Genomic DNA, 11643 nt, shown 5'->3' with positions numbered 1-11643 from the left:
CACACATTGCTGGCACGCCGATTCCGGCTATTCATCGGCTCGTCTTTACCCGCTCACGGAAGGCGACTCTCATGCCGCAGATGCGCCGATCCGGATTCAGCCATGACGGCAGATTCTCGCACAGGTCGGCGAGAGCCCACGCTCGTCGCATTCTCTCCCGTTCCGGCACGTCGTCACGCAGCGGGGCGAGCTCAAACCTGATAAGAAGCATTGCCTCGCTCAGAAGATGTGCGACCGCGGCCTCGGTTGTCTCTTGCGTTGGCCGTTCAGGCATCCGCGTTGTCCATGTCCGGGCTCCACTTGCTCGTCCAGGTGGACATCGTGTCAGGTCGGCGATCCAGATGATATCCAAATAGGCTGCTCGGCCGTGCTCACTCTCATGCCGCGATTCGCTCGTGTCCGGGACTCAGTCAGGTAAGCCGCGACGAGCTGGGTTTGTACACGATCTCGTCGGTAGCGGGGTCAACGACCAGCACGACCTCGCTCGTGACAAAGAGGTCCACGGGAGCGCCCTCGAAGCCGGGACTGATGTTGGTGGTTACGTGAGCCCATGCGTCGCCCACGTCGTATCCCCAGGCGATGTCGTACACGGACAGGCGCCGGCCGTCGCGGAGTATGACGACGGTTTCACTGCCAGCTCGTCGGGCAAGTCTCTGCAGTCGTTCCTCGTCCTGCGCCGGAGGTTGCGACATGAGGACAGCCTCCGGGAGAGCCGATCACGGATTCGTGCTACGGCCGCACGAGACTACCGGTGCGAGCGGCAGTGGTATCCGCTTTGCGGCTATGAGGCGCGATGCCGACCTTCCGGGGGCGGCCGGAGGCATTGGTCGCGCCGGTTACCCCCTGCGTCTTGACCATGGCGGTCTCTGACGCCCGAGAGGATCTTCACTCCGCCGAGAGCACCCGTCCCGGCGGCAATGCAGCCCGGCCGCCTGCCGAGCAATGCAGGCTTTGTCGCAGCCTGTCAATACCTAACAGCGCAGCTCAGATGCCATGTCTTCCGCGCCGAACGACGACGGAAGAACCGCCTGTCAGGTCTGACAGGCGGTTCGGGTAGTGCCAGCTGGTGGACCGGACGGGACCTCGGTCGGTGTCACGAGGTTTCTTGGCGGGCGTTCAGGGCCTCCAGGACGCCGTCGAAAAGTGCGTTGCCGTGGGTGATGACCTGGTCGGTGTCGATGTCCAGGGTGCCGGTCAGCCAGTCGATGATGATGCCGTTCATGCCTGAGATGAAGGCGCGCGCGAGGATGTGCGGGTCGAGCGTCGAGCCGGCCCGCGGAACGGGCATGAACGCGACCGCGGCGGTGGCGTACTTCTCCTGGGTCTGCCGCCGGCGTTCGTCGACCAGGGCGGAGACGCCGACCGTCTCGATCAGCTTGATGCGGGCCCAGGCCGGGTGCTTCTCGATGGCGGTGATGTAGTTCGTCAGGATCGTCCGGCGCTGGTGCGCGGGGGGATCGGACCGGTCCACGTCGCGCATCAGCGAATCGAAGAAATAGGCGTCGACCTCGTCGTGCACGGCGGCCAGCAGGTCGTCCATGCCGGAGAAGTTCTCCGCGAAGTAGCGCTCCTGCAGGCCGGCCTCGCGCAGCACCGCCCGGATCGACGTCCCGGCGTAGCCCCGGGCGATGAACAGTTCCCGCGCGGCCGCGATCAGCTGCGCGCGACGCTCGGCCCGCCGTTCGTCGGCAGTTTTGCCCCCATAGCTTTTCATCTCGCTCTCACCGTATCGGGGCGGGCGCCCGGTCCGCGAGATGTCAGAAAATGAAGTGTCGCGCGTCATGACCGCTGGATAAACCTTCTGATGACAGCTGACATCAGAACGATTTATCGTGAGCACCACGCCATCTGAAGGCATCTGCCATCAGAAGGATGACATGCGAAAGGTTGTCATGCGGAATTCCTCCGAACACCCCGGTCGTCGCGTGCACACGACAACCATGCCGTTCGTTCCGGCCCGGACGGTGCGCGCCAAATATCGCTACTTCCGCTCGGGACGGCGATCCGTCCTGCGGAAGACAAATCTGAACCTGGATGACGACGATTATGCCATCCAAACAGATTTCACCCTGTCGGACGTCGAGAAAAGGGCGTGGCGGAATCTGTTCGCGGTGGCGCCGCCATTCGACATCCCGCTGCCCTACGAGCTGCCGGCGATGTTGCCCCCGGCGACCCGGCTGGTCACGTCGCTGGGGGTCAACCTTCGGTTTCTTCGACATGTCCGCACTCTGGTCACGTACGACACCGGGCGTCCGCCGCTGCGGGCCGGTGACGGATACACCGTCCGCACGTGGGTCGGCGACGTCACCGTGCTGGGATCGAACAGTATCCTGGTCGTGCTGCACTCCGAGGTCCTCGACGACGACGGCGCCACCCGCGTTGCCCATCAGGCGCATTTCATGATTGACAAGGTGGGGGAGCGGAACATGGCGCGCCTGCGGGCGGACCCTGCGCGAAACAAGACCGACCTCGGTTCGCTCGACCTCACGCGCTATACGAAAGAGACGCTGGACATGAAGGTCGAGACCACCAGCACCTTCGTCGTACCGCCGCGCATGGGCATCCGATTCGCCCGGCTGAGCGGCGACTACAACGTGCACATCTATCGTGTCGCCGCGAGATTGTTCGGCTTTCGGAAACCGTTTATCCAGGGCAATGCGACCGCCGCGTACGCCGTACGGTACATCTCCGAAATTTCAGCCGAGGCCATGAAATTTCTGGACATAGTGTTCATTCGGCCGGTGTTCGTCGGCGAGGAAGTCGAATTCCAATCGGCAGCCCGCAGATTTCGCATGTCGGACTCCCGTGGACGCGTCCTGGCGCACGGCACGTGGAGGTAAATGGGGAAAGCCGGACCGGCTTCCCCCACAAAAAGCAAAGCGCTCAGATCCAGATGTTGTCGTGATAGCGGTAGAACTCTTCCTTTTCCTCGTCGCTCATCTGCGCCACCCGCACCAGCCCCTCGAAATATCCTTCCCGCGGCGCCCCGGGTGAGAAGTGCAGCAGCATCGACGCCGGCGCCCCCGATTCGTTTTTGAAACCGTGGATGCCGCCCGGCGGGACGTGCACGTAGTCGCCCGGTTCCGTGGTCAGCCATTCCTTGCCGTTGTAGATGCGCATGCTCCCGGACAGGATGTAGAACGACTCCGCCATCGAGCGATGGAAATGCGGGTCGGGACCGGTCACGCCGGGCCCGCACTCCCAGCGGTACAACCCGAACAGCCCGCCGGTCGACTGGCCGGTGGACAGGTAATGCACGCGCGTGCCGTTCGGATAGACCAGCTCGGGTGCGGCGCCGTCGGGCCGGAAGGTGGCGCTGACTTCGGGCTCGTCACCGTGGTAAAGGGGCGGTGGATACGTCATGAGCCCATCTTGCCCCGCCCCGGAAGTGACGCACGTGACACGACACGGACGACCCGGCTACAGGAGCATGGCGCCATGGCACACCTTTTGAAGGATCGCAGCGTCCTGGTCGTCGGCCGGGCCGGCGGCATCGCGAAAGCCACCGCCACGGCCATTCAGGCGGCGGGCGGCCAGGTCATTGCCGCCGGCCGCAATGTCGACGAGCTCAAGGCCGCGTACAACGACACCGTCGACGTCGAGTCGATCGACCTGACCGACGAGGATTCGATCGCCGACCTGGCGAACCGTCTCGGCACCGTCGACCACGTGGTCACGACGGCGTCCGCGCGCGTCTACGGCAACGTCCGGGACCTGGAGCCCGCCCCGGTCATGCTGTCGCTGGCCACCAAGGTCATCGGCCCGCTCATGCTGGTGAAGCATTTCGAGCCGCGCATGCCCCGCGACGGCTCATTTGTGCTTCTCGCCGGCATCCGGTCGCGTCAGCCGCTGCCGGGTTCGTCCGCGGTCACCGCCACGAACGGCGCGGTCGACGCGATGACGAGAGCGCTCGCGCTGGAACTGGCACCGATCCGCGTCAATGCCATCTCGCCCGGAACCATCGACACCGGCGCCTATGACCGGCTGGGCGAGCAGGGCAGGTCGGAGCTTTACGCGACCCGGGAGAGGCGCAATCCGGTACGCCGGGTGGGCACGTCGGAAGACATCGCGTCGGCCATTGTCTTCGCCTTGACCAACACGTTCCTCACCGGCGCGGTCATTCCGGTCGACGGCGGGGAGCCACTGGTGGTCTAGGGGAGAGCGCACACCGGCACGGTTCGCGAAACGTCGCCGACGAGAATCGTGAAGAACCCCAGAATCACACCCCCGATCCCGTACGCCATGAGGTGTCGCAGCCATTGCCGCCGCTCGTGGGCGGCGTGGTCGTGGCCGAACCGCCTGGCCGGAGGTGCCGAACTGGTGGACCACGAGCAGTGCCGCAAGGAGATTGGTCGCCGAGCTCCACCGCCATCTCGGTGACCTGGCCTCCTGAGCGCCTCTCTCATCCCGTACGAATGATGCCTGTGCTGGGGTAACGCCGGATGGTGACGGGGTCAGCCGTGACGAGAGAAGGCGGGAGTTCGATGTCCGACTATCCCCTGATTGCCGACCATGGCCTGATCGGTGACCTGCAGACGGCCGCGCTGGTCGGCACCGACGGGTCCATCGACTGGTTCTGCGCCCCGCGATTCGACTCGCCCAGCATTTTCGGGGCGCTGCTCGACCACGAGCGCGGCGGGCATCTGCGGATGCGGCCGGCCGTCGAGGCGTACACAAGCAAGCAGATGTATCTCGCCGACACCGCGGTGCTCGTCACCCGGTTCCTGACCGAGGCGGGCGTCGGGGAGATCATCGATTTCATGCCGATCGCGGAGAACGGCACCGAGGCGCCGCGGCATCGCCTGGTCCGGCTGGTGCGGTGCGTGCGCGGCGAGATGACGTTCGTGGTCGAGGTGGCGCCGCGATTCGACTACGGCCGCGAGCCGGCGCAGACGCACGTGACCGAGGACGGCGCGGTCTTCGAGGGGGAGAAGACCGCGATGACCATGTGCCTGATCCGGGACACCGACGACGAGCGGCTCGCGCGCGCCTCGGTCGACGGCGAGGGCGACGTGCGCGCCGAGATCCCGATGAAGGCCGGGCAGATGCGCGGGCTCGTGCTGGAGACCGGCGTCGCGGGCCCGATCCGGGCTGTTCCGACCGCGGAGGCGCGCCGGCTTTTCGACGACACCGTCGACTTCTGGCAGACGTGGGTGGCGCGCTCGACCTACCGCGGACGCTGGCGCGAGTCGGTCGACCGCTCGGCGATCACCCTCAAGCTCATGACGTACGCCCCGACGGGTGCCCTGATCGCCGCCCCGACCGCCGGGCTGCCCGAGCAGGTCGGCGGCGAACGCAACTGGGATTACCGCTACACCTGGATCCGGGACGCGTCGTTCTCCGTCTACTCGCTGCTCGGCCTGGGATTCACCGACGAGGCGGCGGCGCTCGGGCTCTGGCTGCGCGACCGGATCGAGGAACAGGCGGACAAGGCCGGCACCGGCCCGCTGAAGATCATGTACCGGGTGGACGGGACGGAGATCGGCGGCGAGGAGATCATCGACGGCTGGCGGGGCTATAAAAACTCGGCTCCCGTACGCATCGGCAACGGCGCCGCGGATCAGCTGCAGCTCGACATCTACGGTGAGGCGCTGGACAGTGGCTACGTCGCGTCCCGGCACGGTCTCAAGGCCGGCCACCGTGGCTGGCTCGGCGTCGTCGAGCTGCTCGACTGGGTGGCCGACCACTGGGATCAGCCGGAGGAAGGCATCTGGGAGACCCGCGGCGGCCGGCAGGATTTCACGTACGGGCGGGTGATGTGCTGGGTGGCCCTGGACCGCGGCGTGCGGCTCGCCACCGAGAACGGCCGGCCCGGCAACGTGGAGCGGTGGCGCCGCGAACGTGACGCGATCTACCAGCAGGTCATGGAGCGTGGCTGGAGCCCGACCCGGCAGGCGTTCCGGCAGCACTACCGCACCGACGTCCTCGACGCGGCCCTGCTCCGGATGCCGGTGGTCGGCTTCATCACGCCGAACGATCCGATGTGGCTCTCCACGCTGCGCGCCATGGACACCGAGCTGGTGACCGACAGCCTGGTCTACCGCTACGACCCGGCGGCGTCACCGGACGGGCTGCGCGGCTCGGAGGGCACGTTCTCGCTCTGCACGTTCTCCTACATCACGGCGTTGTCGCAGGTGGGCGAGCTGGACCGGGCGCGGCTGACGTTTGACAAGATGCTGACGTACGCCAACCACCTCGGCCTGTACGGGGAGGAGATCGGGTTGACGGGGGAGCAGCTGGGCAACTTCCCGCAGGCGTTCACGCACCTGGCCCTGATCGACGCGGCCATCGGGCTGAACGGGGCGCTGGAACGGGCGCCGCTCGCGCGGGGGAGGCGCACCTTCGCGTAGGCGATCACCGCTCGCGTCCCGTGTGGATTTCGCGCGGGTGAGTGCGATCTTCGCGTTTGCCCTCGCGGAGCCACCCGTTCTGCCTAGCGTCGGGGTGTCGCGGGCGGACGGGGGTCGAGGTGCTGCGGCCACCGATCGAGCTGATGCGCGCCGCCGGCGTTCCCGACCTGCCGCCGCCGCGGATGTGCCGGGGCGGCTGCGCCTACGAGGTGAAGTGGGACGGCTGGCGCGCGGCGGCGTTCGTCGGCGACGGCGAGGTGTTTCTGCAATCGCGTTCGGCACGGCCGCTGGCAGCCTACTTCCCGGATCTCGTGGAGCATCTGGCCGGGCTGCCCAGCGGTACGGTGCTCGACGGCGAGCTCATCTACTTCGATCCGGTCGCCGGTCGGACGTCGTTCTCGGCGTTGCAGCGGCGGGTCGTGGCGGGGCACGGGCTGGGCCGGGAGGTGCGGGCGCGGCCGGCCACCTTCGTGGCGTTCGACCTGCTCCACGACGTGGACGGGGACCTGCGCGAGCGGCCGCTGCGGGAACGACGGGGACGGCTCGAAGCGCTGCTCGCGGGGGCGGCGACGGCGCTGCAGGTTTGCCCGCAGACCACGAGCTATGACGAGGCGTTGCTCTGGCTCGAGGCGTACCGGAGCTTGGGGTCGGAAGGCATCGTCATCAAGGACCTGGCCGGGCGGTATCGGCGTACCGGCTGGTGGAAGTACAAGCTGCGGGTGACGGCCGAGGCGATCGTCGGCGGGATCACCGAGCCGCCGGTGTCATTGCTGCTGGGACGGTTCGACGACGAGGGGCGGCTGCGGTACGTGGGGCGCACCGGGATGCTGACCGCGCCGCAGCGGCAGGAGGTGGCCGCGCTGGCGGCGCCCGTCGACGAGAGCCCGTGGCCGCGGCCGCTGCCGGTGTCGTGGATGCGCTTCGACCGAGGCGGTCCGGTCGCTTACCAGCCGGTGCGCCCGTCCCTGGTCGCGGAGATCGTGGTCGATCAGGCGTACGAGTCGGGGCAGTGGCGGCATCAGGTCAGGTTTCTGCGGATCCGCACCGACCTGCGGCCGCCGGACGTCGCGGCGTGGACTCCTCAGGGGTGACCTCCCGTCAGGTCGAGGGACATGCGCAGGCCGGGAACGCCCAGCTCGGTGGCGACCTGGTCGACCTGGACGAAACCGACGGCCAGGTAGAAGGCGAGCGCGTGCGGGTTGCCGGTGACCCACAAGCGCCGGTGGCCCTGGGCGCGGGCGGTCTCGGCGACCCGCCCGACCAGCTGCCGGGCCACACCGCGGCGGTGCCAGTCCGGGTCGACGAACAGGTCCTCGAGTTCCGGGCCGGTCGTGACCGTCGCGAACCCGACGATCCGGTCCTGCGGTGCGCCGGCCACCGCGACCAGCGTGCGTCCGTCGGCGATGCCGTCGCCGGCGAAGACCAGGAACTCGGGCCGGGCCAGCAGCATCGGCGCCTCGCCGGCGTTGGACAGTGACGCCGCGCGGAACACCCGTTGCAGCGCCGGCAGATCGGCGACGACCGCGGCACGGATCGCCGGGCTGGTGGTCATGCGTCCACCCCGTCGGTCGTGGTCTCCGCGAGCAGCTCGGCGAAGTCGGCCGGGTCGATGATGGGGATGCCGAGCTTGGCCGCCTTGGTCGCCTTCGCGGTGGTCGTCTCCGAGGTGACCAGTGCGGTGGTGGCGGCCGAGACGCTGCCGCTGGCCCGGCCGCCCAACTCCTCGATGCGCTCGCTCACGGTGGTGCGGGTGTAGCCGGGGACGCTGCCGCTGACCACGTACGTCCTGCCGTGGAGGGGTTTGCCGCCGGTGGTCTGCGGGACGCTCATGGTGACGCCGGCGGCGGCGAGCCGGTCGATCACGCCGGACATGGCGGTCAGGCCGTCGATGACGTGCTGCGCCTTGATCAGGCCCATCTTGTCGATCTCGGCGATCTCCTCGACGGTGGCGGCGCGTAACGCGTCCATCGTCTTGAAGCGGGCGGCGAGCCAGCGGCCGACGCTGCGGCCGGTCATCCGGATGCCGAGGCCGGTGATGACGCGATTGAACGGCTGGCTCTTGCTGTGCTCGAGCGATGCGATGACCTTGGCGGCGTTGAGCTTGCCGAGCAGGACGACACCGCCGGCCTTGGTGTTGCCGACCGGCAGGCCGGACAGTTGCTCCTCGCTCAGCGCGTACAGGTCGGCGACGTCGTTCGCCAGGCCCGCGTTGACGAGGGCGACGCAGAGCGCCTCGCCGGCGCCCTCGACGTCCATGGCGTCGCGGCTGCACCAATACTCCAGCGCGTTGACGGCGCTGCAGGAGGCGGTGTGGCAGCGCCAGAGCAGGCTGGACTTGTCCCACGGTTCGCCGCACTGCGGACACGTCTCGGGCGGGGTCCACGGGGTGAGGCCGTGCGGCTGTTCGCCGATCGGCGCGGTGACGCGGGGGATCACGTCGCCGGCCCGCCACACCGCGACCGTCTGGCCGATCGCGAGGCCCTGCTCCTCGACGAATTTGGGATTGTGCAGCGTCGCGTACGTGATGGTGGTGCCGTCGACGAAGACCGGGTCGAGCACCGCGCGCAGTGAGATGCGCCCGGTGCGCCCGACCCGCACCTCGATGTCGCGCAGCACCGTCGAACCCGTGTCGGCCGGGTATTTGAACGCGGCCGCCCAGTGCGGCGTGCGGCTGCCGACGCCGAGCCGGCGGCGTGTCGACTCCAGGTCGGCGGTGAGCACCGCGCCGTCGATCGGGAACTCGAGGTCGCGGCGCAGCTCGCCGATGCGGGCGATGGCGGCGAGCGCGGCCGGCGCGTCACCGGCGACCTGGATCTCGCCGGTGGCCAGCCGCCCGGCCGTGGGGAAGCCGAGCTCGACCGCCCGGGCCATCCGCTCGCGGTGTGAGGCGAACTCGCCGGAGATGTCGTATGCCGCGAAGGTCATCGGCGTCTCGTACGTGCGGTCGGCGCTGCGGATCGACCCGGCGACCGCGCCGCGCGAGTTGATGAACGCCTTCCCGCCGGCGGCGACCCGGTTGGCGCTGGCGGCCTCGAAGTCGCCGACCGTCATGTAGACCTCGCCGCGGACCTCGCCCGTCCACGGGGTGCCCAGCCGCTCGGGCAGGCCGGCGACGCCGCGCAGGACCTGGGCGGTGACGTTCTCCCCGGTGCTGCCGTCGCCGCGCAGCGCGGCCAGCGCGAGCCGGCCCGACCGGTATTCCACCCGGATCGCGAGCCCGTCGAGCTTGACCTCGACCAGGCACGGCTCGCCGCCGAGGCTGGTGACGAAGGCGCCCACCTCGTCCTCCCCGGTGACCTTGCCGAGCGACATCATCGCAACGGGGTGCCGCACGTCGCCGCCGCCGGACACGCCCGCCGCGACCCGGGTGGTCAGGCCGCGGTCGTCCCAGTCGGGGTGCGCCTTTTTCGCCTCGGCGATCCGGTCGAGCAGCTGGTCGTAGTCGGCATCGGTCATCAGCACGTCGCCGGTGTCGTAATACGACTTGGCGGCGGCCTGGGCACGCCCGACAGCGGCGGCGAAGTCGGCTTCGGTCTCCGTCATGCCGATAACCTACTGGCCGGGTACGACAAGTTTGCTCATCGCCGGGTGTCACGTCGCAGCGGGTGATCCGCCGGGACCTCGACCAGCACGATCCGGACGCCGTCCGGGTCCTCGATCCACATCTCGACCAGTCCCCACGGCTCCTGCCGGGGTTCGCGCGTGACCGGCACGTCCGCCGCGACGAGACGCATATGCTCGGCGCGGACGTCGCGGACCTGCAGCCAGAGCCGGACCGGTCCGGCCGGCTCGTCGCGCGAGCCGCCGGACACCTCCAGGAACCCCTGGCCCAGGTAGAAGACCAGCCCCGGATTCTCCGGCGGCCCGAACTCGCGGTGGACCGCGAGCCCGAGCACGTCCCGGTAGAAGCGACGGCTGCGTGCGAGGTCGGACGGGCGCAGCAGGATACGGCTACTCAGTACCTCCATCGTCCGATCATCTCGCGGGCGGGGCCACGGCCTCGTGGAGCGGGAAGAAGTCGGCGAACGGGTCCGGCAGGTCGCGCCAGCCCTCCGCGCCCTCGGCGATCTCCGCGTCGGTGAGCAGGCTGGCGCTCAGCAACGCCGTCATCGCGTCCGTGTCCAGGCCGAACCCGACGAAGGACAGCATCGTCCTGCGGTCGCCGTGATAGGGATCCCAGTCCGCGTCGGCGGCCAGGCGCCGCATGTCGCTCGCCTCCTCCCAGCGGTCCCGGGGCAGCGCCGCCAGCCAGTGCCCGAGGTTGCCGAGCAGCAACCCGCCGCCCGCGGACTCCCAGGCGATCGCGGTCGCCGGCTGGCTGGCGATCCACAGTTGCCCCCGGCCGCGCAGCGCCTCGCTGGTGAGGTCGTCCAGCGCGTCGTGCAGCCGCTGCGGGTGGAACGGGCGCCGGCTGGTGAACAGCATCGCGTTGACGCCGTGCTCGCCGGCGGGATCGTGCACGCCGATCGGGTAGCCCTCCATGGCCCGGCCGAGCATCCCGGGCATGGCGGGCTGGTGGCGTCCGCTGCGCAGCAGCCGCGTGGCGAGCGCGTAGCAGTCCACGGCCGGGGTGTCGCCCACCCGGACCTGGACCGCCCACGGCGCGAGCCGGTGCAGGACGGCGGTGAGGCGGTCGCGCTCGTCCGCGTCCGGGTGGCTCCACACCACGAGGGTGTCGGCGAACTCGACCTGGCGGGTGAGCACGTCCGCGACGCCGCGCTCGTCGTTGCCGGCCGCGTGCAGCCCGCGATCGGCCAGATCGTCGCTGCTGACCAGGTCGTCGGTGAACCGGGCGGCCTCCACGACGGTGACGAACGAGTCGAAGGACACCAGGTCGGTGAGGCGCACGCCGTCGACGGTGGAGATCGCGCAGGCCGCGGCGACCGCCTCCGGCTCGATGGCGGGCGGCAGTGCGAGAAGGATGTCGCCGCCCGGCCGCCGGCGGCTCAGCCGGGCCAGCGTGGGCAGGACGTCCTCGCGCAGCGTGCAGGAGACGCAGCCGTGCACCAGGTCGGTGCGGTCCTGCTCGAGGATCTCGTCGGCCGTGCGGACCGTGCGGCGGACCACGCCGTCGCGGACGTCCGTGAGGTCGTGCGTGACGAGCACGAGCGTCGGGTCGGTGACCAGCAGGCTGCGGGCGACGGCGTTGGTGGCCGCGGCGGAGAAGCCGGCGAGCACGGTGACGCGGGGAAGGGAGGTCATCCCCCCATGTTGTTGGAAATGATTTTCATTGTAAAGTTGACGGCATGCCTTTTCTCTGTGACGTGATCCCCGCCCCGGACCGGGAGGGCCG

At 69.2% G+C, this 11643-nt stretch carries 11 protein-coding genes; 4 read left to right on the top strand and 7 right to left on the bottom strand.

Annotated features, from left to right (window positions below):
- Positions 1-410: 410 nt before the first annotated feature.
- Both HH310_RS12190 and HH310_RS12185 read right to left on the bottom strand, forming a co-directional pair.
- On the bottom strand, positions 411-692 hold the full coding sequence (locus tag HH310_RS12190) for a hypothetical protein (protein ID WP_169175583.1): 282 nt from the start codon (positions 690-692) through the stop codon (positions 411-413).
- A gap of 401 nt (positions 693-1093) precedes the next feature.
- Complete coding sequence (locus HH310_RS12185) at positions 1094-1714, bottom strand: TetR/AcrR family transcriptional regulator (protein ID WP_169175582.1); 621 nt, start codon at positions 1712-1714, stop codon at positions 1094-1096.
- A gap of 118 nt (positions 1715-1832) precedes the next feature.
- Here HH310_RS12185 and HH310_RS45315 point away from each other — a divergent pair, with 118 nt between their 5' ends.
- Positions 1833-2840 carry a MaoC family dehydratase gene (locus tag HH310_RS45315; protein WP_169175581.1) on the top strand — a complete coding sequence of 336 codons (1008 nt, stop codon included), beginning with the start codon at positions 1833-1835 and terminating at the stop codon, positions 2838-2840.
- Between the two features lie 43 nt (positions 2841-2883).
- Here HH310_RS45315 and HH310_RS12175 read toward each other — a convergent pair whose 3' ends face one another.
- A complete protein-coding gene (locus HH310_RS12175; protein ID WP_169175580.1) occupies positions 2884-3363 on the bottom strand; it encodes a cupin domain-containing protein in 480 nt (159 codons plus the stop codon).
- A 75-nt stretch (positions 3364-3438) separates the two neighbouring features.
- Here HH310_RS12175 and HH310_RS12170 point away from each other — a divergent pair, with 75 nt between their 5' ends.
- From HH310_RS12170 to HH310_RS12160, 3 genes are all read left to right on the top strand, one after another.
- Positions 3439-4155 (top strand): SDR family oxidoreductase, encoded by a 717-nt coding sequence (locus HH310_RS12170; protein ID WP_169175579.1) that lies wholly within the window; start codon positions 3439-3441, stop codon positions 4153-4155.
- A 329-nt stretch (positions 4156-4484) separates the two neighbouring features.
- Complete coding sequence (locus HH310_RS12165; RefSeq protein WP_169175578.1) at positions 4485-6350, top strand: glycoside hydrolase family 15 protein; 1866 nt, start codon at positions 4485-4487, stop codon at positions 6348-6350.
- A 119-nt stretch (positions 6351-6469) separates the two neighbouring features.
- Complete coding sequence (locus HH310_RS12160) at positions 6470-7441, top strand: ATP-dependent DNA ligase (RefSeq protein ID WP_312033998.1); 972 nt, start codon at positions 6470-6472, stop codon at positions 7439-7441.
- Here HH310_RS12160 and HH310_RS12155 read toward each other — a convergent pair.
- From HH310_RS12155 to HH310_RS12140, 4 genes are read right to left on the bottom strand one after another with little or no spacing between them, the layout of a single operon-like run.
- Positions 7432-7902 (bottom strand): GNAT family N-acetyltransferase, encoded by a 471-nt coding sequence (locus HH310_RS12155; protein ID WP_169175577.1) that lies wholly within the window; start codon positions 7900-7902, stop codon positions 7432-7434. The genes HH310_RS12160 and HH310_RS12155 overlap by 10 nt on opposite strands.
- Entirely contained in the window at positions 7899-9893 is a 1995-nt protein-coding gene (gene ligA / locus HH310_RS12150) for an NAD-dependent DNA ligase LigA (RefSeq protein WP_169175576.1), read from the bottom strand. The genes HH310_RS12155 and ligA overlap by 4 nt, the downstream gene beginning before the upstream one ends.
- Positions 9894-9928: 35 nt before the next feature.
- On the bottom strand, positions 9929-10318 hold the full coding sequence (locus tag HH310_RS12145; protein WP_169175575.1) for a VOC family protein: 390 nt from the start codon (positions 10316-10318) through the stop codon (positions 9929-9931).
- 7 nt (positions 10319-10325) lie between these two features.
- Positions 10326-11552, bottom strand: a complete 1227-nt coding sequence (locus HH310_RS12140) for a GTP-binding protein (RefSeq protein WP_169175574.1) — start codon at positions 11550-11552, stop codon at positions 10326-10328.
- Positions 11553-11643 lie beyond the last annotated feature (91 nt).

The organism is Actinoplanes sp. TBRC 11911, from assembly GCF_012933445.1.
Lineage (GTDB): Bacteria > Actinomycetota > Actinomycetes > Mycobacteriales > Micromonosporaceae > Actinoplanes.
Note: the sequence above shows the minus strand (reverse complement) of the source record. Positions and strands in the feature narration are given on the sequence as shown.

What these genes read in the sequence shown, in the direction of transcription:
- HH310_RS12190 (WP_169175583.1), bottom strand. Translation starts at nt 692, where the DNA reads ATGTCGCAACCTCCGGCGCAGGACGAGGAACGACTGCAGAGACTTGCC.
- HH310_RS12185 (WP_169175582.1), bottom strand. Translation starts at nt 1,714, where the DNA reads ATGAAAAGCTATGGGGGCAAAACTGCCGACGAACGGCGGGCCGAGCGT.
- HH310_RS12175 (WP_169175580.1), bottom strand. Translation starts at nt 3,363, where the DNA reads ATGACGTATCCACCGCCCCTTTACCACGGTGACGAGCCCGAAGTCAGC.
- HH310_RS12170 (WP_169175579.1), top strand. Translation starts at nt 3,439, where the DNA reads ATGGCACACCTTTTGAAGGATCGCAGCGTCCTGGTCGTCGGCCGGGCC.
- HH310_RS12165 (WP_169175578.1), top strand. Translation starts at nt 4,485, where the DNA reads ATGTCCGACTATCCCCTGATTGCCGACCATGGCCTGATCGGTGACCTG.
- HH310_RS12155 (WP_169175577.1), bottom strand. Translation starts at nt 7,902, where the DNA reads ATGACCACCAGCCCGGCGATCCGTGCCGCGGTCGTCGCCGATCTGCCG.
- ligA (WP_169175576.1), bottom strand. Translation starts at nt 9,893, where the DNA reads ATGACGGAGACCGAAGCCGACTTCGCCGCCGCTGTCGGGCGTGCCCAG.
- HH310_RS12145 (WP_169175575.1), bottom strand. Translation starts at nt 10,318, where the DNA reads ATGGAGGTACTGAGTAGCCGTATCCTGCTGCGCCCGTCCGACCTCGCA.
- HH310_RS12140 (WP_169175574.1), bottom strand. Translation starts at nt 11,552, where the DNA reads ATGACCTCCCTTCCCCGCGTCACCGTGCTCGCCGGCTTCTCCGCCGCG.